This window comes from Cupriavidus sp. LA-1 (assembly GCF_055385985.1).
This window is the reverse complement of the sequence record NZ_AP031387.1, coordinates 2,526,168-2,546,488: the sequence shown is the minus strand read 5'-3', so window position 1 is coordinate 2,546,488 and position 20,321 is coordinate 2,526,168. Positions and strand designations below refer to the sequence as shown.

Below are 20,321 nucleotides of genomic sequence, written 5' to 3'. Positions count from 1 at the left end.
GCTTGTTTTTTTGTCTTCTTGAGGTAACGCAACATCGCTACGGACAAAGGTCATCGCATCAACCGGGAAATCAGCGCGCCTGAGCTGCGCCTGGTAGGGGTTGATAACGAACAGCTCGGCATCGTCAAGTTCATGGACGCGCTCCGGCTGGCTGAAGATAAGGACTTGGACCTGGTGGAGATCGCGCCGAACGCGGTCCCGCCCGTCGCCCGGATCATGGATTACGGGAAGTTCAAGTACGAGGAAGCCAAGCGCGCCCACGAGGCGAAGCTGAAGCAGAAAATCATCCAGGTCAAGGAAGTCAAGTTCCGGCCGGGTACGGATGATGGCGACTACAACGTCAAGCTGCGCAACCTGAGGCGCTTCCTGGAAGACGGCGACAAGACCAAGATCACGCTGCGGTTCCGTGGTCGCGAGATGGCGCACCAGGAAATCGGCGCGCGCATGCTCGAACGCCTGAAGGCGGACCTGGAAGAAATCGGCCAGGTCGAGCAGATGCCGAAGATGGAAGGGCGCCAGATGGTGATGGTGCTCGCCCCCAAGAAGAAGAAGTAATTTTTGCGCGATGCGGCGGCCGGGATGCCAGGCATCCCGGCGTTGCTTCGTGCAGAAGTCGCGCGTCGCCCGCAGGGGATGCACGCGCAACAACAAGTGGATGCGGGTCTTGCAAGCGTCGGCGTGAGCCGTCCACCTGCATGCATGTCATATGAGCTGGAGTTTTTCATGCCGAAGATGAAGACGAAGAAAAGCGCCTCCAAGCGCTTTACTGCCCGTCCGAACGGTTCGTTCAAGCGTGGCCAGGCCTTCAAGCGTCACATCCTGACCAAGAAGACCACCAAGAACAAGCGTCAACTGCGCGGTACCCAGGACGTCCATGAGACGAACCTGAAGTCGGTGCGCGCGATGATGCCGTACGCATAACCCCTAACGAAAACGAAAGGAGCATTACATGCCTCGAGTAAAGCGTGGGGTCACTGCACGGGCCCGTCACAAGAAAGTCATCGACGCTGCCAAGGGTTACCGCGGCCGTCGCAATAACGTCTACCGTATCGCCAAGCAGGCGGTCATGCGTGCTGGCCAGTACGCATACCGCGATCGCCGCAACAAGAAGCGCGTGTTCCGCGCCCTGTGGATTGCGCGTATCAATGCCGCGACGCGTGAGCATGGCATGACCTACAGCGTGTTCATGAACGGTCTGAAGAAGGCCTCGATTGAACTGGACCGCAAGGTGCTGTCGGACATGGCTATTCACGACAAGCCTGCCTTTGCCGCCATCGTCAACCAGGTGAAAGCCACCGTTGCCTGATGCCGGCTGCGGCCGCGCGCAAGCGTAGCCGGGCAAGCACCGACCGCAAGGTCGACCGCTGACCGCAAGGTCTGCTGAAACGGGGCTCCTCACCGAGCCCCGTTTTTATTTCGAATGCCGTTTCGGTTGCCGCTATCCCGCTGCCGAGACCGTATTCGAAACGAACACCGCACGTAGTGCCAACCCACGTCGGACCGGCGCGTACCGGCCCGACGCCAAAAATTCCACGACCGCCGCCATGTCTCAGGATCTGGATCAAATTGTCGCCGATGCCCAGGCCGCCTTCGCCGCCGCCAACGACAACGCCACGCTGGAAAACGAAAAGGCCCGCTTCCTGGGCAAGACCGGCGCGCTGACCGAGCTGCTCAAGGGTCTCGGCAAGCTCGACCCGGACACCCGCAAGACCGAAGGCGCCCGCATCAACCAAGTCAAGCAGCAGGTCGAAGCCGCGCTGCAGGCGCGCCGCCAGGGGCTGGCCGACGCGCTGATGAACGCGCGCCTGGCCGCCGAGGCTATCGACGTCACGCTGCCTGGCCGCGCGGTCAGCCGCGGCAGCCTGCACCCGGTGATGCGCACGTGGGAGCGCGTGGAACAGATCTTCGGCTCGATCGGCTTCGATGTGGCCGACGGCCCCGAGATCGAGACCGACTGGATGAACTTCACCGCGCTGAACAACCCGGACAACCACCCGGCGCGTTCGATGCAGGACACCTTTTACGTCGACGGCCGCGACAGCGAAGACAAGCTGCTGCTCCTGCGTACGCACACCAGCCCGATGCAGGTGCGCTATGCGAAGATGCACGTCGAGAAATACGCTGGCAAGGCAATGCCGCCGATCAAGGTGATCTGCCCGGGCCGCACCTATCGCGTCGACAGCGACGCCACGCACTCGCCGATGTTTAACCAGGTCGAAGGCCTGTGGATCGGCGAGGACGTCAGCTTTGCCGACCTCAAGGGCGTGTACACCGACTTCCTGCGCAAGTTCTTCGAGCGCGACGACATCCAGGTGCGCTTCCGCCCGTCGTACTTCCCGTTCACCGAGCCGTCGGCGGAGATCGACATGGCCTTCGGCAATGGGAAATGGCTGGAAATCTCCGGTTCGGGCCAGGTGCATCCGAACGTGCTGCGCAATATGGGCCTCGATCCCGAGCGCTATATCGGTTTTGCGTTCGGCTCCGGCCTGGAGCGCCTGACTATGCTGCGCTATGGCATCAACGACCTGCGCCTGTTCTTCGAGGGCGACGTGCGCTTCCTGCGCCAGTTTGCCTGACGCGCCGCCGCCTCACTCGACATCGACTACACAGAATACTTACCGGATCAGAAGCGCCATGCAATTCTCGGAATCCTGGCTTCGCACCTTCGCCAACCCTGAAAAGATCTCCACCGACGCGCTGTCGCACACCCTGACCATGGCCGGGCTGGAAGTGGAAGAGGTGGGCCCGGTCGCGCCGCCGTTCGACAAGATCGTGGTCGCGCGCGTGCTGTCGACCGAGCGCCATCCCAACGCCGACCGTCTCAATGTGTGCCAGGTCGATGCGGGCACCGGCGAGACCCTGCAGATCGTCTGCGGCGCGCCCAATGTCAAGCCGGGCATCCTGGTGCCGTGCGCACTGGTGGGCGCCGTGCTGCCGCCGGCAGAGGGCGGCGGCAACCCGTTCGAGATCAAGGTTGGCAAGCTGCGCGGCGTGGACAGCTACGGCATGCTGTGCTCGGCGCGCGAACTGAAGCTGTCGGAAGACCACGGCGGCCTGATGGTGCTGCCGGAAGACGCGCCGGTCGGCCAGGACATCCGCCAGTACCTCGACCTGGACGACCAGGTCTTCGTCATCAAGCTGACGCCGAACAAGGCCGACTGCCTGTCGATCCATGGCGTGGCACGTGAAGTGTCGGCCCTGACCGGCGCCCCGCTGACCTTGCCCGAGATGAAGCCGGTGGCGGTGACGATCCAGGACAAGCTGCCGGTCAAGGTATCGGCCCCGGACCTGTGCGGCCGCTTTTCCGGCCGCGTGATCCGCGGCGTCAACGCGCGCGCGGCCACGCCGCACTGGATGGTACAGCGCCTGGAGCGCTCGGGTCAGCGCAGCGTTTCCGCGCTGGTCGATATCTCCAACTACGTGATGCTGGAGCTGGGCCGTCCGTCGCACGTGTTTGACCTGAGCAAGATCCACGGCGGCCTGGACGTGCGCTGGGGCCGCAAGGGCGAACAGATCAAGCTGCTCAACGGCAATACCATCGAGGTCGACGAGCAGGTCGGCGTGATCGCCGATGACAAGGAAATCGAGAGCCTGGCCGGCATCATGGGTGGCGACAGCACCGCCGTGACGCTGGACACCACGGACATCTATCTCGAGGCCGCATTCTGGTGGCCCGCCGCGATCCAGGGCCGTGGCCGCCGCTACAACTTCTCGACCGACGCCGGACACCGCTTCGAGCGCGGCGTGGACTACGCCACCACCGTCGAGCACATCGAACGCATCACCGCGCTGATCCTCGAGATCTGCGGCGGCCAGGCCGGCCCGGTGGACGACCACGTGGTCAACCTGCCGCAGCGCAAGCCGGTCAGCCTGCGCGTGGCGCGCGCCGAGCGCGTGCTCGGCATCGAGCTGTCGCCGGCGGCCATTGCCGATGTGTTCCAGCGCCTGCGGCTGCCGTTCACGCGCACGCAGGGCGCCGACGGCGAGGTGTTTGAAGTCACGCCGCCGAGCTACCGCTTCGATATCGAGATCGAGGAAGACCTGATCGAGGAAGTGGCCCGCATCTATGGTTTCGAGCGCATCCCGGCGCGTCCGCCGATCGCCGAAAGCGAGATGCGCCCGACCGACGAGGCCCGCCGCTCCACCCACGTGGTGCGTCATGCCGTGGCCGCGCGCGACTACCAGGAGGTGATCAACTTCGCCTTCGTCGAAGAGAAGTGGGAGCGCGACTTCGCCGCCAACGACAACCCGATCCGCCTGCTGAACCCGATCGCCAGCCAGCTGGCGGTGATGCGCTCGACGCTGATCGGCGGGCTGGTCGACAAGGTGCGCTACAACCTGAACCGCAAGGCCGCGCGCGTGCGCCTGTTCGAGGTGGGCCGCGTGTTCCATCGCGATGGCAGCGTGCAGGACGGCGGCCTGACGGTGGCCGGTTATGACCAGCCGATGATGGTCGCGGGCATCGCCTACGGCCCGGCCTTCGAGGAGCAGTGGGGCATCCCTGCGCGCAACGTCGACTTCTTCGACATCAAGGGCGATGTCGAGGCCCTGTTCCATCCGCGCGTGCCGCGCTTCGAGCCGGTGTCGCACCCCGCGCTGCATCCGGGCCGCGCCGCGCGCGTGCTGCTCGATGGCAAGCCGGTTGGCGTGGTCGGCGAACTGCATCCGCGCTGGCTGCAGGAATACGAGCTGGCGCACGCACCGGTGCTGTTCGAACTGCAGCTCGACGCGCTGCGCGAGAGCGGCCTGCCGGTGTACACCGAGATCTCCAAGTTCCCGGCCGCCGTGCGCGACCTGGCCGTGGTCGTGAAGCAGACGGTACGCGTGCAGGACCTGCTCGACGCCATGCGCGCGGCACTGGAAAAGCAGGGCTACGGCCGCTACTGCCAGAGCCTCGTGCTGTTCGACGAGTTCCGTCCCAAGGGCGCTTCCACCGCCATTGGCGCGGACGAGAAAAGCCTTGCGTTCCGGGTTACCTTGCAAGATACTGGGTCGACCCTCCAGGACGAAACCGTCGACAGCGCAGTGCGCTGCATGGTCGACGCGCTGACAGAGGCCTTCCAGGCCCGGCTGCGCGGCTAAGCCATCGCCAGTACGCGACAAGTACGCGACGGACACACGATAAACAAGGGCGCCCGGGCCAGCCCCGGGCGGATCGCCAGACAGACACTTGAGCGATCGACATGAATGATCGAGACGCGAATTCCATGACCGCTGCAGCACTGGGTGAGATGAGCGACCGGCAGGCTTCCTCCCTTGACGATGCAATGCCGGACGCCCGCGCGACCGAAGTTCCCACGCTGACCAAGGCCGAGCTCGCCGAGATGCTGTTCGACCAGGTGGGCCTGAACAAGCGCGAATCGAAGGACATGGTCGAAGCCTTCTTCGACGTCATCCGCGAAGCGCTGGAGCAGGGCGACAGCGTCAAGCTGTCCGGCTTCGGCAACTTCCAGTTGCGCGACAAGCCGCAGCGGCCCGGCCGCAATCCCAAGACCGGCGAAGTCATCCCGATTACCGCGCGCCGCGTGGTGACGTTCCACGCCAGCCAGAAGCTCAAGGGCCTGGTGGAAGAACGCGCCGACATCGCCGGCTGACGCGTCCCCCGAACGGCGGATTGCTTCCCGCGGCCGGCATCGGTATTCTTCTGGGCGCGCACCTGCAGCGCGCCAACCTCATGGCCGGCATGGCCTGACGCTCGTCTACACACCACATGTCGGACAAATCCAGCGACCGCATCGCGTTGCCGCCGATCCCGGCCAAGCGCTACTTCACCATTGGTGAGGTGAGCGAGCTTTGCGCCGTCAAGCCGCATGTCCTGCGCTATTGGGAGCAGGAGTTCACGCAGCTCAAGCCGGTCAAGCGCCGCGGCAACCGCCGCTACTACCAGCACCACGAAGTCCTGCTGATCCGACGCATCCGCGAACTGCTGTACGAACAGGGCTTCACCATCAACGGTGCGCGCAATCGCCTCGATGAAGGCCGTCACCACAGTGCGGCAACGGCAGCGCAGGAAGCCGTGGAAGCCAGCGACGAAAGCGCAACGGCACTGTCGGTCGACATCGCCGGCTTGCGCAGTGAACTGGTCGAAATCCAGCACCTGCTTGCGCAATTGCGCGAGATCGCGAAGCACGGATAATTTCGACGTCACCCGCTAGTCATACGCGAAATGCTTCTGTTATAATCTTTTGCTTCGGGGCGTAGCGCAGCCTGGTAGCGTACCTGCATGGGGTGCAGGTGGTCGGAGGTTCAAATCCTCTCGCCCCGACCAGACAGAAACCCGCTTGGTGAATAGCCAGGCGGGTTTTTTATTTTGTTTGCGGCGCGTTTGCCAACGTGCCGCAACGGGATGCGGGCGTGCCCAATGCCCGTTGCGATGCTCGCAGCGGCGCCGTGGGGTCCGGAGTGCCTTACCCGCCGTTGGGTTCCACCAGCACATCCATCGGCACGTCGAGCGCGGCAGCAATTTTCTGCAACACCTCGATGGTGCCGTCGCGCTTGCGATTCTCGAGCTGGCTCAGGTAAGGCGTGCTTACGCCGGCCGCAGTGGCCACGGCATCCTGTGTCATGCGACGGTATTCGCGCCAGGCCTTGATAGGGTGGTCCCCGGCCAGTTCGGCGTCGACGACTGCCGCCGGGATGCGCAGACCGTCATCCCTTGCCTTGGCAGCATCGAAGAGCGCGATGTCTTCAAGATCTTCGAAGAGGTGCTTCACACGATCCCAGATTTCAATGGGCACCACCGCGAATTCACGCTGCCCATCGCGTTCGATGAACTGGATCTCTGTCATTGGTAGGCGCCTCCACGCGGTTTGATGGCCAGCACCATAATCACCAGCCGGCCATTCTCGATCTGGTACAGCACGCGCCAGTCGCCCACGCGCAGACGATAGCCATCACGGCCGGCCAACTTTCGGGCATTCGGGTTTGGCGCGTAAGGATCGACCGCAAGCGCGTCGAGCTTGGCGCGGATGATTGTCGCGACGTTCCGGGGCATTGCCTTGAGGGCTTGTGCGGCTTGCCTGCTGAATTCGATGCCGTGCACGTGGAATATTAGCAAATTGCTAACTTTATTGGCAAAGGGATTTCTCGGGTCGGATTCCCGCGCGGCCAGGACCGGAAGCCAGAAAAAGGCCACCGGATACCCGGGTTCTCTCGCCATGGCGCCTTTGCCCCCCGGCGTAGACTGGCCCCGCTGTACTCATCGGCCCGCCAGCACCCCGCCGCGGCGGGCTGTTTTTTTTATGCGAGGGCTATCGCGACAGCCTGCGCAACAGTGCGTCATATCCGCTTGCCAGCCCGGCAAGCGCCGCTGCGTCGGCCAGCTCGAACTCGCTGAACTGGAAGGCCGGCGCCACGGTGCAGCCGACCAGGGCAAAGTCCACGCCGTCGTCCAGATCCACGCGTTCGGCGGCGAACCACTGACCGCCGGGCACCATCGCCTGGAAGGCCGAGCCGGGATGCCGCAGCGGGTCGCCCAGCCGCTGCGTGACGATGGTGCCGTCCACGATCCGGTGCACGTCCACCGGCGAGCCGGCGTGGTAGTGCCACAGTTCGTCGGACCGGATGCGGTGCCATGCGGAAAAATCGTTGCCGCACAGCATGTAGTGGATTGCGGTGCAGGCTTCGCGGGTGCGTCCGTCCTGGCACGCGACCCGTTCTTCGCTGCGATAGGTTTCTCGGTAATAGCCGCCTTCCGGATGCGGCTGCAGGTCGAGCGAGCGGATCAGTTGGCGAGCGGTCGGGCTGAGATCTGGCATGGGGGCAGGGCGCGTGGCGCATTGGGCGCGGAAGGCTTGGCTTAAAGCAGCGTGAAGCGAGCCTGCCCCGGGCCGACCAGCGCCGGGCGGCTCACTGGATAGCGGTGGCGGGTGCCCTGTGCGTCGAAGGAGAGGAAGTCGGGTGTCCAGCGCAGGGATTGCAGCTGGCGTGGCTCGATGCCGTCGACGACGATGGCGCCTGCGTTCACGCTGACACTGCCGCAGGGCAGGCGCAGGGTTTCGGTGTCGTCGCCGAAGTAGTAGGCCTCGAGCAGGATGGAATCGGACTGGTACAAGGGCATGGCAGTGTCCTGATACTGTATGAATGTACAGTATAGCCACGGCCTGCCGTTCGGTCATCCCCCTCGATTCTCATTTTTCGGGCGTCGGCGCACACGAGCCGCCGGCCGCTTGCAAGCGGTGTCGCCGCGGATTGGTATAACCTGAAACCAAGGCCGGTCGCACCACACCGTCGTGCCAGGACCGGCCGGGTCGCTACGGGGGATGCCATGGCGAGGTGCGGAAGCAAGGCTTGCTGGTTCGGCCTGGGCATGGCGCTTGGCGCGGCGGTGGGCGGTGCCTGCGCGATGCTGGTGCGTGCCGCCGCGCAGGAGCGGGTGCTACGCCAGCGCGATGCGCCGATGGTGCCGTCCGATGCCACCGCGGACCAGGCGCTGACCGTCGATGCCACCGATGTGGTGGAGTACCGCGGCTTCGTCATCCATGTCTTCTGCCATGCGCTGGGCATGGGGCGGTTCAGGTCCCTGTGCGATATCTGGGAGTCGGGCGCCGTGGTGCTGGAGGGCGGTGGGCCGCCGACCACGCATGTGACGGCCGAGGAATCGCGATCCGCGGCGATTGCGTGGGCGCGGCAATGGGTGCAGCGCAACGGTTGAAAATCGCCCGCCACCGGACGACTGGCCCGATAATCGCGGCGGAGCAAGCGCGGACTGCCTGCCTGGCGGGCCGTGTCCGCCCCGGATCGCGCCCCGGACACACAATTGGCGTCACTTTCCAGGAGTATTCATGTTTGTTTGTGGGAACCAGCCTTGCGGCGCACGCTGGGAGCTGGACGAGGTCCAGATCCGCAATGAAGGGCAGGGGCCGGTGTTCCGTTGTCCGCAATGCGGCGCACGCAACCACGTCGAGGCGCGCACGGCGCGCGATGGCAGCACGGTCTACCGCCAGGTGCCCGCAAAGGCTGCGGAAAAGGCGCCCGCAAAGGCGCCCGCAAAGGCGACTTCAAAGGCGACTTCAAAGGCGGCCCCAAAGGCCCGCTCAAAGCCGGCACCGCGCTAGTGCCATCCGGCGGCAGGCCATGTCACCCTACCTGTGTGGGGTCAAATTCACATCGTTGACGGCTTAAGCTAGTTTGGGCAATACCGTTAAACACAACATGGACTTTGCCGATCTCCCTCAAAACTCCGCTTCCAATGCTGAATGCATGGGCTGGGCGAACGCTTCGCCGGATGTAATCGCGAAGGTGTTGAATTCGGCGCTGGCGGCGCAGGACCTTTCCGGGTTTGCCGCGCTGCTTTCGGATATCGCGCGCGACCGCGGCCTGAAGGGCGAGCGCGCCGCGCACCAGTCGATCTATGACATGCCGTACGCCAGCCTGCTGCCCAGGCAGAAGCACCTGCTGTCCGATGCATTCGAGCTGCTGCTCCTGCTCGGCCTGGAACTGCGTCCGCACGGCGCCGATGCCGATGCGGACATCGACACGGACGCCGACGAGTAAGCGTCCCCGCTGGCAGGCGCGGCGTCAGCCGCGCTCCAGCATGCCGATCTCGCGTACCGCCACCGACAGCATCGACAACCCCGCGGCCCCCGAGGCGCGCTGGTCCGCCAGCATGCGCGTGAAGCGTTCGAGCGCGCCGTGGCGGCTGGCCCGCCAGGCGTCGATCATGGCTTCAGGCGTATCGAGCCCGTCCGCGTGCGACTGCACGCTGACCGTCAGCGCGCGCTTGAGCCGCCCGAGGTCTTCCAGCGTGGTCGTGCGGGCCAGCAGGTCCCAGTGCGTGTCCGATGGCAGCGCCAGCGCGCGCTCGCGCAGCCAGCTGAAGCTCAGGTGGCTGTCCAGCGCGAAATAGACCCCTGCCACCAGATTCAGGCTGCGTTCGCATGCCGTCGCGACTTCGGCGATGTCGAGCGCGGCGGCGGAGATTTCGCTGCCGGCCACGCGCACGGCCAGCGCCTCGTCGACGCCTGCGTCCGTCAGCGCCCTAGTGCGCTCGGTCAACGCCGCGGCATCGGCCTGCGGCAGCAGCTGCGGTAGTTGCGGCACCAGCCACTGCGCCGCCTGCGCAAAGCGCGTCAGGTCTTCCGTGGTCTTGCTGCCGGTGCGCAGATAGCGGATGAACCACAGGCATGCGCGTTCCAGCAGCAGCGCCACGGCGCCGAACATGCGCGCTTGCTCGGCGTCGGCCACGCGGTTGTCGAGCGCATCGATTTCCTGCCACAGCGCGGTCAGGCCGAACACATCGCGCGCGATCAGGCAGGCGCGCACGATATCGGCCGGACGCGCGTCAGTCTCTTCCATGATCCGGTGCACGAAGGTGGCGCCGATGCGGTTGACCAGCATATTGGTCAGGTGCGTCGACAGGATCTCGCGGCGCAGCGGATGGCGCTGCATGGCCTCGCCGTAGCGCTGGCGCAGCGGCACCGGGAAGTAGTCGGAAAGCAGGCCGGAGACCAGCGCGTCTTCGGGCACGTCGGAGCCGAGCAGCTCGTCGTACAGCCACATCTTGCTGTAGGCCAGCAGCACGGCGCGCTCGGGCGAGGTAAGCCCTTCGCTGGCAAGCTTGCGCTCGGCGATTTCCTCGTCCGATGGCAGGAACTCCAGCGCGCGGTTGAGTCGCCCGGCGCGTTCCAGCCAGCGCACCAGCCGCCCTTCGCCGTCGAGCAGTGCGGCGCTGCTGCGCCCGGCCACGGACAGCGCCTGGGTCTGGTAGTAGTTGTCCTGCAGCACCAGCAGGCCGACCTCGTCAGTCATCTCGGCCAGCAGCTTGTTGCGCTGCTTCTCGGTCATCTCGCCGTCGCCGACCACCAGCCCGAGCAGGATCTTGATATTGACCTCGTGGTCCGAGCAGTCCACGCCCGCCGAGTTGTCGATGGCATCGGTGTTGATGCGCCCGCCCTTGCGCGCGAACTCGATGCGGCCCAGCTGGGTGAAGCCCAGGTTGCCGCCTTCGCCGACCACCTTGCAGCGCAGGTCGTTGCCGTTGACGCGCACCGCGTCGTTGGTGCGGTCGCCCGCCTGCAGGTGCGTCTCATGGCTGGACTTGACGTAGGTGCCGATGCCGCCGTTGTAGAGCAGGTCCACCGGCGCCATCAGGATCGCGTGGATCAGTTCGGCCGGCGACAGCGCCGCCGCCGTGATGCCCAGCACCGCCTGCACCTGCGGCGACAGCGGGATGGTCTTGGCGGTGCGCGGATAGATGCCGCCGCCGGCGGAAATCAGCGTGGCGTCGTAGTCGGCCCAGCTCGAGCGCGGCAGGCCGAACAGCCGCACGCGTTCCTGCAGGCTGCCCGCCAGATCCGGATCGGGATCGAGAAAGATATGCCGGTGGTCGAAGGCTGCCACCAGCCGGATATGCGGCGACAGCAGCATGCCGTTGCCGAACACGTCGCCCGACATGTCGCCGATGCCGGCCACGGTAAAGTCGGTGGTCTGGATATCGACACCCATCTCGCGGAAATGCCGCTTGACCGATTCCCACGCGCCGCGCGCGGTGATGCCCATCTTCTTGTGGTCATAGCCGACCGAGCCACCCGAGGCGAAGGCATCGCCCAGCCAGAAGCCATACTCGGCCGAGATCGCATTGGCGAAGTCCGAGAACGTGGCGGTGCCCTTGTCGGCGGCAACCACCAGGTAGGGGTCGTTGTCGTCGTGGCGCACCACCTCGGGCGGCGGCACCAGCTGGCCGCCGACGAGGTTGTCGGTCAGGTCCAGCAGCCCGCGCAGGAAGGTCTGGTAGCAGGTGATGCCCTCCTGCAGGAAGGCATCGCGGTCGCTGGGCGGGGGCGGGCGCTTGACCACGAAGCCGCCCTTGGAGCCCACCGGCACGATCACCGTGTTCTTGACCATCTGCGCCTTCATCAGGCCCAGCACTTCGGTGCGGAAGTCCTCGCGCCGGTCCGACCAGCGCAGCCCGCCGCGCGCCACGCGCCCGCCGCGCAGGTGCACGCCTTCCACGCGCGGCGAGTAGACCCAGATCTCGAACATCGGGCGCGGCTCGGGCAGGCCGGGCACCAGCGCGGGATTGAACTTGAACGACAGGTACGGGCGCGGCTGGCCTTCCTCTCCGCGGTGGAAATAGTTGGTGCGCACGGTGGCGCTGATCACGCCCAGGAACAGCCGCAGGATGCGGTCTTCGTCCAGGTTGGGCACCTTGTCCAGCGCCGCGCCGATGTCGGCCAGCAGCTTGTCGCAGCGCGCCTGGCGGGCGGTGTCGCCGGCCACCTGGCTGAAGGTGTCGAAGCGCGCCACGAACAGCGCGACCAGCATTGCGGCGATGGCGGCGTTGCCGGTCAGCGCGCGTTCGATATAGGCGTCGCTGAAGGTTGACCCCACCTGGCGCAGGTAGCGGGCGTAGGCGCGCAGGATGGTGACGTCGCGCGCGGCCAGCTCGGCGCGCAGCACCAGCCGGTTCAGGTCGTCGTTCTCGATCTCGCCGTGCCAGGCGCGCGCGAACGCATCCTCGAACAGCGCCTTGACGCGCGCGATGTCGAACTCCGCCGCGCCGCCGCCGTCGGCGATCTCCAGCCCGAAGTCGTGCACCCAGACCGGCACGCCGCTGTCGGGCTCGATCAGGTAGGGGCGTTCCTCATCCACGCGCACGCCCAGGTGTTCCAGCATCGGCAGGCTCAGCGACAGCGCGATCGGCTCGCCGGCGCGGTACACCTTGAAGCGGAATGCCCCCGGCGCGGCCTCGATCGGGCGGTACAGGTTCATCGCCATGCCATTGCCGCGCAGCGCCTTCTCCATCAGCTCGATATCGCGTACCGCGGTGCGGGCCGGGTAGTCTTCACGGTAGCCCGCGGGGAACGAGCCGCCATAGCGCCGCAGCAGCCGGTTGCCTTGCTCTTCGCCGTGGCTTTCGTGCAGTGCCTCGGCGAGGTCGTCCTGCCAGCGGCGGCTGGCGTGGACGATGCGCGTTTCCAGTTCGTGCGTGTCGACGTGCGGCATGCTGCCGGGATCGCCGCGCACGGTCAGCTGGATGCGCGCCAGCGGCGATTCGGACAGCAGCGGCGTGAACTCGCAACTGGTGCCGTGGAAGGCCGCGGTCAGCAGCTTCTGGATCTTCTGGCGCAGGTCGGTGTTGTACTTGTCCCGCGGCACGAACACCAGGCATGAGACAAAGCGGTCGAAGCGGTCGCGCCGCACGAAGAGCCGCGTGCGCTGGTGTTCCTGTAGCCGCAGGATGCCGGTGGTGATGTCGAACAGTTCATCCTCGGTGGCCTGGAACAGTTCGTCGCGCGGGTATTGCTCAAGGATGGTCACCAGCGACTTGTACAGGTGGCCCTTGGCGAGGAAACCGGCGCGCGCCAGGATATTGGCGCATTTGCGCCGCACCAGCGGGATCTCCGCGATCGGCGCCGTGTAGGCCGTCGAGGTGTACAGGCCGACGAAGCGCCGCTCGCCGAACAGCTGGCCGTTTTCATCGAGCAGCTTGACGCCGACGTAGTCGAGATAGCCCGGCCGGTGCACCGTGGCGCGCGAATTGGCCTTGGTCACGAAGATCGGCGAGCTGCCTTCGATGATGGCGGTGGCCGCGGCGGGCAGCGGCGTGAGGTCTTCGGCATCGCGCTCGCGCAGGCTTTCGCGCAGGATGCCCGCGCCGGAGTCCGGCACGCCGCGCAGGAAATAGCGCCCGTCCTGCGACACCAGCTGATAGTCGCGCTGTCCGAGGAAGGTGAAGTGGTCGTCCATCATCCATTCCAGGAAGGCGCGCGCCTCGACGCTGTCCGGCGAGGCGGCGTCCGGCGCCTGCGCCATGGCACTGATGGTGGTCCGGGTGATGTCGCACATCTGCGGCCAGTCTTCCACCGCCGCGCGCACATCGCCCAGCACCTGCGCGATGCCGCTGCGCAATGCCTCCAGCCGCGCGGCTTCGCCGCTGCGGTCGACCTCGAAATGGATAAACGATTCCAGGCGCGAAGTGTCGCCAGCCTTGCCGGCCCCGCCCGGGGCAATCCGCTCGATGCCGCCGCCCGGGCCTTGCCAGACCCGGAACACGGGATGGATGGCCGAGTGCAGGGCCAGTCCCTGGCGGTTGATCTCCATCGTCACCGAATCGACCAGGAAGGGCATGTCGTCGTTGACGATTTCGACCACGGTGTGATCGGAGTGCCAGCCGTGCTCTTCCAGGTTGGGGTTGTAGACGCGGATGCGTGCGCTGCCGGGGGTGAATTTCTGTGCCGTCTGCCAGTGCGCCATCACGGCGCCGTAGAGGTCGGCGACTTCGCGCTGCAGCAGGTCTTCGGCGTCGCCCTGGTCGTAGTAGTGCAGCAGGAAGGGCTCGACCACGCTGAATATCGCCGCCGGCAGCCGCTCGCGCGCGAAGCTGGCCAGCTCGTCCAGCAGGTGCGCGACTTTGTCTTCGTTCTCCTGCGGCATATTTCCTCCTGGAGGTGTCGATGGGCCGCCCCGGCATGTGCCGGGGCATGCTCATACTTTAGGAAAAAACCGCGTGCCCGGCGCAACAAAGTGGCGGGTATCGGCGATGGCGAGGGAGGGCAAGCGGTCCGGTCCCGCGGCAGCCTGCGGGACCGGCTTGCGCGGCGCTCAGAAGCGCGTCGCGGCGAGGGTGGGGCAGGTGGCAGGCCGGTGCGCGACCGGCGGCAGGCCGGGGCAAGGGACGGGCGGCACGGGCCTTTCCTGGCCGGCGGCTTCGGTGCCCGCGCGGATCTGGCGCGAAGTGTGGCCGTTCAGCGTGGTCTTCATCCGCTCCAGCAGGCTGCCCAGCGCCGCGCGCTCCTGCGAACTGAACGCGGCCACCGACACACTGTGCAGTGCGCTGAGGGCCTGCGCGGCGCGCTGCAGCCGGTTGGCCGCGCCTTCCGCAATACGGGGCGCCTCGGTCCCGGCGAACTCGATCCAGCCATCGCGCTGCAGCTCTTCCAGCATCGTCTCGGATCGCGCGGCATCGATCGGCATCGGGCCTGCCAGGGGCGCGCCGCGCACGAAGGCACCCTGGCGGATGGCCCGCAACAGCAGCCACTGGGTGTAATTCAGGCCCGAGGTGCGCAGCGTCTGGTTCAACGCACCCTGCCAGGCTGTTACCGCGTCAATCAGGGCAAGGACAACCGGCTCGCTGGGTTCGAGGGGTCTTGGTTGCATGAATGGCGTCTCCTGTAGTGATTTGCCGCCACTGCAATGCACTGGGCACCCCTGGAGGGGCGCGAGATGGCCGGAGCATGGCCGGCCCGGGCGGCACGGACGCCACAGCCTCTCTGGCGGGCTGGGTCGACCGATGGGCGAGACACTACCAGAATCCTTTGCCTGTTTTATGACACTGCGGGAATGTCCTGAGCCGGTGCAACGACATAGTGCCGCGCGCGTCTCGCGCAGCCCGTGCCGGTGTATGAATAAAGCGACTGGAAGTGATGATTTTAAATCACAGCCGGAATAATTGCGGCTGGCTACACTGCCTGCCTAAGACCCCGCCAACGCGCCTTCAGGCCTGCACGGGGCGCGCGGCGCGGGCACGGGCCCGGCCGTCAGACCGGAGATGACGATGTACAAGGAACGCATTCGCCTGGCCAGGCTTCACGACAAGGTAGTCTCGGCCGACGAGGCCGCCGCGCTGATCCGCGACGGCATGACGGTGGGCATGAGCGGGTTCACGCGCGCGGGCGACTGCAAGGAAGTCCCGTTCGCGCTGGCGCGGCGGGCGGCAACGGAGCCGCTGCGCATCACCCTGATGACCGGTGCCTCGCTGGGCAATGACATTGACCGGGTGCTGGCGGAGGCCGACGTGATCGCGCGCCGCCTGCCGTTCCAGTCCGATGCGACACTGCGCCGCAAGATCAACGCCGGCGAGGTGATGTTCATCGACCAGCACCTGTCCGAGACCGTGGAGCAGTTGCGCTCGGGCCAGATCGCGCCGGTGGACGTGGCGGTGGTGGAAGCCGTGGCCATCACCGAGCAGGGCGGCATCATCCCCAGCACCTCGGTCGGAAATTCGGCCAGTTTCGCCATGCTGGCGCGCAAGGTGATTGTCGAGATCAACCTGAACATGCCGCTGGAGCTGGAAGGGCTGCACGATATCTACTTCCCGGTGCAGCGCCCGTACCGCCAGCCGATCCCGCTGATCGCGCCCGAGCAGCGCATCGGCCTGCCGTATATCCCCATCGATCCCGAGAGGATCGCCGCCATCGTCATCACCGCCAAGGACGACAGCCCGTCCAATGCGCTGCCGCCGGATGCCGACACGCGCCAGATCGCGGGGCATCTCAATGAATTCCTGCAGCACGAAGTCCGCGCCGGCAGGCTCTCGCCCTCGCTGCAGCCGCTGCAGGCGGGCATCGGCACCATCGCCAATGCGGTGCTGCACGGCATGGTGGATTCACCGTTCCGCGACCTGCAGATGTATTCCGAGGTACTGCAGGACAGCACCATCGAGTTGCTGGATGCCGGGCGCCTGGCGTTTGCCTCGGCCTCGTCGGTGACGCTGACGCGCGAGGTGTACCAGCGCTTCCTGTCGAACCTGGACCGCTATCGCTCGCGCCTGGTGCTGCGTCCGCAGGAGATCAGCAACCATCCGGAGATCCTGCGCCGGCTGGGCCTGATCACCATCAACACGGCGCTGGAGTGCGACATCTACGGCAACGTCAATTCGACGCATGTGGGCGGCACGCACATGATGAACGGCATCGGCGGTTCCGGCGATTTTGCGCGCAATGCGCACCTGTCGGTGTTCGTGACCAAGTCGGTGGCCAAGGGCGGCGATATCTCCAGCATCGTGCCGATGGTGGCGCATGTGGACCATACCGAGCACGACGTCGACATCATCGTCACCGAGCATGGCCTGGCCGACCTGCGCGGCCTGGCGCCGCGCGAGCGCGCGCGCACCATCATTGCCAACTGTGCCGACGCGCAATACCGCGAACTGCTGGGCGATTACTTCCGGCGCGCCAGCGCGCACGGCGGCCAGACCCCGCACCTGCTGGAAGAGGCGCTGTCCTGGCATGTAGGCTTCCGCGAGCGCGGCACCATGCAGCCGGCCCAGGCGCTGGCCGCCTGAACACGAACTCCGCCAGAAAGCAAAACAGCCCGCGCAAGCGGGCTGTCTGCCTTGGTGCCGCCGGTTGGCGGCGGGGTGGGCTTACTGGGCCTTGCTGCCCTGGCTGGCGGGAGCCTTGGCGCCGTCGGTGTACGGATCGGCCTTGCCGGCCTTGGCACCGTCGGTGTACGGATCGAACTTGCCGGCCTTGGCGCCATCCGTGTTCGGGTCAACCTTTTTGCCCGAATTGGTCAGCTCCGACTTGGTCGACTGCTTGGCGCCGTCGGTGTACGGGTCGAACTTGCCGGACTTGGCCGCGTTCTGGTGCGGGCTGGCCTTCTTGGTGTGGCTGCCGCCGTAGAGGTCGCCGCCTTCGGTGTAGTTCTTCTGCGCATACACCTGGGTCGCGCCCAGTGCGGCCAGTGCTGCAACGATCAGGGTCGGTACGGTCTTCTTCAGCATCTCTCTAATCCTCGCGAATGACGGCCGCGCAGCGCCTGCGCGAAACCGGTTTGGGGGCCGGACGTTGGCCGGCGATTGCCGGCGCCCGTTGCGGAGCACCCGGTAAATGTACCGAGTCAGCGCGTGTCCGCAAAGTGAAAGTTTCTTCTACAAGCATTGAACGCCGACGGCGTTGCCGGCGTACTGTGCGTGATCAAATGCAACAGAAATCAGGTACATATGCATGGCCTGGTGTGCATTTTCAAGCGCCAGCCATAAAAAAAAACCGGCTGCCATGGCAGCCGGTCGTGACCCCTCGCGGGACGGTTTTCCCGTCCGTTTTATTCCAGTGTGATGTTCTGGTCGTGTGCGATCTTCTTGCGCAGGTCCAGTTCGCGCTTGATCTGCGCGGCGTACTGCGCCGGAGTGTTGCCGTCGGTATAGGCACCGCTGTCGGCCAGGCGGCGCTTGGCGTTCGGGTCCTGCAGCGCCTTGACCGCGGCATCGTGCACGCGCGTGATGATCGCGGCCGGCGTGCCGGCCGGGGCCACCAGGCCGTACCAGGCCATGTTGTTCATGTCCTTCATGCCGGCTTCGGCAAAGGTCGGCACGTCAGGCAGGCCTTCGACGCGCTTGGGCGCCGCCACGGCCAGCGCGCGCAGCTTGCCGGCCTGGATGTGGGGCATCGACGACGGCAGGTTGTCGAACTGCGCGCTGACCTGGCCGGCCAGCGTGTCGTTCAGCGCCGGGCCCGATCCGCGATACGGAATGTGGACCATGTCGGTCTTGGTGATGTCCTTGAACAGCTCGCCGTCCAGGTGCGAGATACTGCCCTTGCCGGCCGAGGCGTAGCTGTACTTGCCCGGATTGGCCTTCAGCATTGCGACGAATTCCTTCAGGGTCTTGGCCGGCACTTTCGGGTTGACCGTCAGCACATTGGGCACGTTGACCAGGTTGGTGATCGGCGCGAAGTCCTTGAGTGGATCGTAGGGGTTCCTCACGTTGGTGGCGGGGTTGGTCGCCATCGTGCTGACGGTGGCGATGCCCAGCGTGTAGCCGTCCGGCGCAGACTTGGCCAGCGCGTCGGCGCCGATCACGCCGCCGCCGCCGCCACGGTTCTCAACCACCACCGGCTGGCCCAGCTCGCGGCCCAGTGCCTCGGAAACCGCGCGCGCGACGATGTCGGTGGTGCCGCCGGCCGCGAACGGCACAATCAGGCGGATCGGCTTGGTGGGGTAGGACTGGGCCTGTGCCAGGCCGCCGTGGGCCAGGCCAAGGGCGGCGATGCAGGCGGCTGCGCCGGCGTTAAGGACTGCTTTCAAAGGGTGCCTCCGTTCTTCTTTCACTGATTCGCCAGGCGGGCTGCAGGCGATTCTGCGGGCACGAGACCATTGTCCGTGCCCCGCGCTGTCAGGGGTTCCCGTGCTGGCATGACCTGGCCGTGCCGGGGTGCGGTACGGCCGGCACCTTGCGATAGTTCCGCGATACGGAACTATGTTCCACAATGTGCGCGGGAGCGATTCAACCGGGAAAGCGCGTGCAAGGGAATTGGTAAGAACCCGCGTATCAAGAAACCGGCTGCGCTGCCGACCGCGCGCGGAAAGAAAGAGGGGAACGAAGGGGATCGCGAAAAAGCAAAAAGCCGGAAGCAAGGCTTCCGGCTTTTCCTGAATTCGCTGGTGGGGCGTGAGTGACTCGAACACTCGACCTACGGATTAAGAGTCCGCTGCTCTACCAACTGAGCTAACGCCCCAACGAAGAAAAAGATTGTAGCAAGGTATCTGATAAGACGCAATAGCCTTCGCGCAATTTTTCCAGGCCGCCTTGCACTGGCCGCTACAATGCCAGGCCGCCATGCGTATCCCGCGCGCGCCGAATCCACCCCTTTGCCCAGTCCATGCACGCCAGAGTCCTGCGCTATCTCGACGAGGTCGTCCGCCGCGGTTCGATCCGCAAGGCGGCCGAGCACCTGCACGTGGCACCGACCGCGGTCAACCGGCAGATCCTGGACCTGGAGGCGGAGCTGGGTGCGCCGCTGTTCGAGCGCATCAACAAGCGCCTGCGGCTGACGCCGCTGGGCGAGATGGTGCTGGCCCATGTGCGCCAGACCCTGCGCGAGCACGACGCGCTGCGCGAGCGCATCGAGGACTTCAAGGGCGCGCGCCGCGGCGAGGTCACGGTGGCGGTTACGGCGGGGCTGGCGGGGTCGCTGATGCCGTCGCTGGTGCATGATTTCCGCCAGCGCTATCCGGGCATCGTGGTGCGCGTCAATGACCTGCCGGTGGCCGACATCATCGCGGCGGTGGAGCAGGGCGATGCCGACCTGGGGCTCGGCTATGACCTGCCTGAGTTGCCCGCCTTCCGCGCGCTGGCGACCAGCGACTGGCAGATCGGCGCGGTGGTGCCGCCCGGCCATGCGCTGGCGGCCAGCCAATCGGCGCTGCTGAGCGAGTGCGTCGGCTATCCGCTGATCCTGCCGGCGCCGTCGCTGTCGATCCGGGCCATCCTGGATGCGGCGTTCGCCCGCAATGCGATCGAAGTCTCGCCGGTGGCGGAGTCCACCTCGACCGCGCTGATCCGGCAACTGGTGATGCTGGGCACCGGCATCGCCCTGCTGAACCCGCTCGATGTGATGGAAGAGCGCACCCGGCAGGCGCTGGTCTATGTGCCGCTGCGCGACCGCCACCTGCAGGGCCAGACGCTGACGCTGGTGGCGCGCGCCCGCGGCCCGCTCAGCGCCGCGGCCGAACTGATGGCCGAGCGCATCGGCGACGCGCTTGCCATATTGTTCGCGCAGGCCCGCTAGTCATGCAGTTGTCCACTTTTTGTGGACAGGATGGTCGGAATTCTGTGCTTGGGGGATGGCACCGCGCCGCCGTAGACTGGTGGTCATCCA

At 66.0% G+C, this 20,321-nt stretch carries 20 protein-coding genes and 2 tRNA genes; 12 read left to right on the top strand and 10 right to left on the bottom strand.

From position 1 onward, the window contains the following. Positions 1-33: 33 nt before the first annotated feature. The 8 genes from infC to ACZ5MJ_RS11865 all read left to right on the top strand — a co-directional run bounded on the left by infC (position 34) and on the right by ACZ5MJ_RS11865 (position 6,268). Positions 34-555, top strand: a complete 522-nt coding sequence (gene infC, locus ACZ5MJ_RS11900) for a translation initiation factor IF-3 (RefSeq protein WP_464223709.1) — start codon at positions 34-36, stop codon at positions 553-555. Between the two features lie 168 nt (positions 556-723). After that, entirely contained in the window at positions 724-921 is a 198-nt protein-coding gene (rpmI, locus tag ACZ5MJ_RS11895) for a 50S ribosomal protein L35 (RefSeq protein ID WP_006575466.1), read from the top strand. 28 nt (positions 922-949) lie between these two features. Then, positions 950-1,306, top strand: a complete 357-nt coding sequence (gene rplT / locus ACZ5MJ_RS11890; RefSeq protein ID WP_008650487.1) for a 50S ribosomal protein L20 — start codon at positions 950-952, stop codon at positions 1,304-1,306. Between the two features lie 238 nt (positions 1,307-1,544). Then, entirely contained in the window at positions 1,545-2,576 is a 1,032-nt protein-coding gene (gene pheS, locus ACZ5MJ_RS11885) for a phenylalanine--tRNA ligase subunit alpha (protein ID WP_432259844.1), read from the top strand. A 58-nt stretch (positions 2,577-2,634) separates the two neighbouring features. Beyond that, positions 2,635-5,082 carry a phenylalanine--tRNA ligase subunit beta gene (gene pheT / locus ACZ5MJ_RS11880; RefSeq protein ID WP_464219518.1) on the top strand — a complete coding sequence of 816 codons (2,448 nt, stop codon included), beginning with the start codon at positions 2,635-2,637 and terminating at the stop codon, positions 5,080-5,082. A gap of 101 nt (positions 5,083-5,183) precedes the next feature. Then, on the top strand, positions 5,184-5,594 hold the full coding sequence (locus ACZ5MJ_RS11875) for an integration host factor subunit alpha (RefSeq protein WP_432259846.1): 411 nt from the start codon (positions 5,184-5,186) through the stop codon (positions 5,592-5,594). Positions 5,595-5,710: 116 nt separating this feature from the next. Continuing rightward, positions 5,711-6,136 carry a MerR family transcriptional regulator gene (locus ACZ5MJ_RS11870; protein WP_464219516.1) on the top strand — a complete coding sequence of 142 codons (426 nt, stop codon included), beginning with the start codon at positions 5,711-5,713 and terminating at the stop codon, positions 6,134-6,136. A 55-nt stretch (positions 6,137-6,191) separates the two neighbouring features. Beyond that, positions 6,192-6,268, top strand: a tRNA-Pro gene (locus tag ACZ5MJ_RS11865). Positions 6,269-6,407: 139 nt separating this feature from the next. Here the strand turns inward: ACZ5MJ_RS11865 and ACZ5MJ_RS11860 are convergent. The 4 genes from ACZ5MJ_RS11860 to ACZ5MJ_RS11845 all read right to left on the bottom strand — a co-directional run bounded on the left by ACZ5MJ_RS11860 (position 6,408) and on the right by ACZ5MJ_RS11845 (position 8,059). Further along, positions 6,408-6,788, bottom strand: a complete 381-nt coding sequence (locus tag ACZ5MJ_RS11860) for a helix-turn-helix domain-containing protein (protein ID WP_464219514.1) — start codon at positions 6,786-6,788, stop codon at positions 6,408-6,410. After that, positions 6,785-7,159, bottom strand: coding sequence for a type II toxin-antitoxin system RelE family toxin (locus ACZ5MJ_RS11855; protein WP_464219513.1), 375 nt, complete (start codon positions 7,157-7,159; stop codon positions 6,785-6,787). Before ACZ5MJ_RS11855 ends, ACZ5MJ_RS11860 begins: the two co-directional genes overlap by 4 nt. A gap of 91 nt (positions 7,160-7,250) precedes the next feature. After that, positions 7,251-7,757, bottom strand: coding sequence for a cupin domain-containing protein (locus ACZ5MJ_RS11850; protein WP_464219511.1), 507 nt, complete (start codon positions 7,755-7,757; stop codon positions 7,251-7,253). A gap of 41 nt (positions 7,758-7,798) precedes the next feature. Continuing rightward, on the bottom strand, positions 7,799-8,059 hold the full coding sequence (locus tag ACZ5MJ_RS11845; RefSeq protein ID WP_464219510.1) for a hypothetical protein: 261 nt from the start codon (positions 8,057-8,059) through the stop codon (positions 7,799-7,801). Between the two features lie 207 nt (positions 8,060-8,266). On the opposite strand from ACZ5MJ_RS11845, the gene ACZ5MJ_RS11840 reads away from it, so the two are divergent. Together ACZ5MJ_RS11840 and ACZ5MJ_RS11835 are read left to right on the top strand one after the other, a co-directional pair. Then, positions 8,267-8,653 carry a hypothetical protein gene (locus tag ACZ5MJ_RS11840; protein ID WP_464219509.1) on the top strand — a complete coding sequence of 129 codons (387 nt, stop codon included), beginning with the start codon at positions 8,267-8,269 and terminating at the stop codon, positions 8,651-8,653. 500 nt (positions 8,654-9,153) lie between these two features. Then, the gene (locus tag ACZ5MJ_RS11835; RefSeq protein WP_464219508.1) at positions 9,154-9,495 is read left to right on the top strand and encodes a hypothetical protein; all 342 of its coding nucleotides are present in this window, start codon (positions 9,154-9,156) and stop codon (positions 9,493-9,495) included. Between the two features lie 24 nt (positions 9,496-9,519). On the opposite strand, the gene ACZ5MJ_RS11830 is transcribed toward ACZ5MJ_RS11835, so the two are convergent. Next, a complete protein-coding gene (locus ACZ5MJ_RS11830; protein ID WP_464219507.1) occupies positions 9,520-14,376 on the bottom strand; it encodes an NAD-glutamate dehydrogenase in 4,857 nt (1,618 codons plus the stop codon). Between the two features lie 168 nt (positions 14,377-14,544). After that, positions 14,545-15,099 (bottom strand): MarR family transcriptional regulator, encoded by a 555-nt coding sequence (locus ACZ5MJ_RS11825; RefSeq protein ID WP_464219506.1) that lies wholly within the window; start codon positions 15,097-15,099, stop codon positions 14,545-14,547. A 397-nt stretch (positions 15,100-15,496) separates the two neighbouring features. Here ACZ5MJ_RS11825 and ACZ5MJ_RS11820 point away from each other — a divergent pair, with 397 nt between their 5' ends. Beyond that, positions 15,497-17,005 (top strand): acetyl-CoA hydrolase/transferase family protein, encoded by a 1,509-nt coding sequence (locus tag ACZ5MJ_RS11820; protein WP_464219505.1) that lies wholly within the window; start codon positions 15,497-15,499, stop codon positions 17,003-17,005. 81 nt (positions 17,006-17,086) lie between these two features. Here the strand turns inward: ACZ5MJ_RS11820 and ACZ5MJ_RS11815 are convergent, their stop codons facing one another. The 4 genes from ACZ5MJ_RS11815 to ACZ5MJ_RS11800 form a co-directional block, all read right to left on the bottom strand. After that, positions 17,087-17,446, bottom strand: coding sequence for a hypothetical protein (locus ACZ5MJ_RS11815; RefSeq protein ID WP_464219504.1), 360 nt, complete (start codon positions 17,444-17,446; stop codon positions 17,087-17,089). Positions 17,447-17,593: 147 nt separating this feature from the next. Continuing rightward, entirely contained in the window at positions 17,594-17,722 is a 129-nt protein-coding gene (locus ACZ5MJ_RS11810) for a hypothetical protein (RefSeq protein ID WP_464219503.1), read from the bottom strand. Between the two features lie 44 nt (positions 17,723-17,766). After that, a complete protein-coding gene (locus ACZ5MJ_RS11805; protein ID WP_464219501.1) occupies positions 17,767-18,747 on the bottom strand; it encodes a Bug family tripartite tricarboxylate transporter substrate binding protein in 981 nt (326 codons plus the stop codon). 355 nt (positions 18,748-19,102) lie between these two features. Beyond that, positions 19,103-19,178: transfer RNA gene (locus ACZ5MJ_RS11800), tRNA-Lys, on the bottom strand. 144 nt (positions 19,179-19,322) lie between these two features. On the opposite strand from ACZ5MJ_RS11800, the gene ACZ5MJ_RS11795 reads away from it, so the two are divergent. Next, a complete protein-coding gene (locus ACZ5MJ_RS11795; protein WP_464219499.1) occupies positions 19,323-20,231 on the top strand; it encodes a LysR family transcriptional regulator in 909 nt (302 codons plus the stop codon). Positions 20,232-20,321 lie beyond the last annotated feature (90 nt).

Coding starts and splice junctions, on each gene's coding strand:
- pheT (WP_464219518.1), top strand. CDS start 2,635: ATGCAATTCTCGGAATCCTGGCTTCGCACCTTCGCCAACCCTGAAAAG.
- ACZ5MJ_RS11815 (WP_464219504.1), bottom strand. CDS start 17,446: ATGCTGAAGAAGACCGTACCGACCCTGATCGTTGCAGCACTGGCCGCA.
- ACZ5MJ_RS11820 (WP_464219505.1), top strand. CDS start 15,497: ATGTACAAGGAACGCATTCGCCTGGCCAGGCTTCACGACAAGGTAGTC.
- ACZ5MJ_RS11845 (WP_464219510.1), bottom strand. CDS start 8,059: ATGCCCTTGTACCAGTCCGATTCCATCCTGCTCGAGGCCTACTACTTC.
- ACZ5MJ_RS11855 (WP_464219513.1), bottom strand. CDS start 7,159: ATGGCGAGAGAACCCGGGTATCCGGTGGCCTTTTTCTGGCTTCCGGTC.
- ACZ5MJ_RS11850 (WP_464219511.1), bottom strand. CDS start 7,757: ATGCCAGATCTCAGCCCGACCGCTCGCCAACTGATCCGCTCGCTCGAC.
- rpmI (WP_006575466.1), top strand. CDS start 724: ATGCCGAAGATGAAGACGAAGAAAAGCGCCTCCAAGCGCTTTACTGCC.
- ACZ5MJ_RS11835 (WP_464219508.1), top strand. CDS start 9,154: ATGGACTTTGCCGATCTCCCTCAAAACTCCGCTTCCAATGCTGAATGC.
- ACZ5MJ_RS11840 (WP_464219509.1), top strand. CDS start 8,267: ATGGCGAGGTGCGGAAGCAAGGCTTGCTGGTTCGGCCTGGGCATGGCG.
- ACZ5MJ_RS11870 (WP_464219516.1), top strand. CDS start 5,711: ATGTCGGACAAATCCAGCGACCGCATCGCGTTGCCGCCGATCCCGGCC.
- ACZ5MJ_RS11825 (WP_464219506.1), bottom strand. CDS start 15,099: ATGCAACCAAGACCCCTCGAACCCAGCGAGCCGGTTGTCCTTGCCCTG.
- ACZ5MJ_RS11810 (WP_464219503.1), bottom strand. CDS start 17,722: ATGGCAGCCGGTTTTTTTTTATGGCTGGCGCTTGAAAATGCACACCAG.
- ACZ5MJ_RS11830 (WP_464219507.1), bottom strand. CDS start 14,376: ATGCCGCAGGAGAACGAAGACAAAGTCGCGCACCTGCTGGACGAGCTG.
- ACZ5MJ_RS11795 (WP_464219499.1), top strand. CDS start 19,323: ATGCACGCCAGAGTCCTGCGCTATCTCGACGAGGTCGTCCGCCGCGGT.
- ACZ5MJ_RS11860 (WP_464219514.1), bottom strand. CDS start 6,788: ATGACAGAGATCCAGTTCATCGAACGCGATGGGCAGCGTGAATTCGCG.
- ACZ5MJ_RS11875 (WP_432259846.1), top strand. CDS start 5,184: ATGAATGATCGAGACGCGAATTCCATGACCGCTGCAGCACTGGGTGAG.
- rplT (WP_008650487.1), top strand. CDS start 950: ATGCCTCGAGTAAAGCGTGGGGTCACTGCACGGGCCCGTCACAAGAAA.
- pheS (WP_432259844.1), top strand. CDS start 1,545: ATGTCTCAGGATCTGGATCAAATTGTCGCCGATGCCCAGGCCGCCTTC.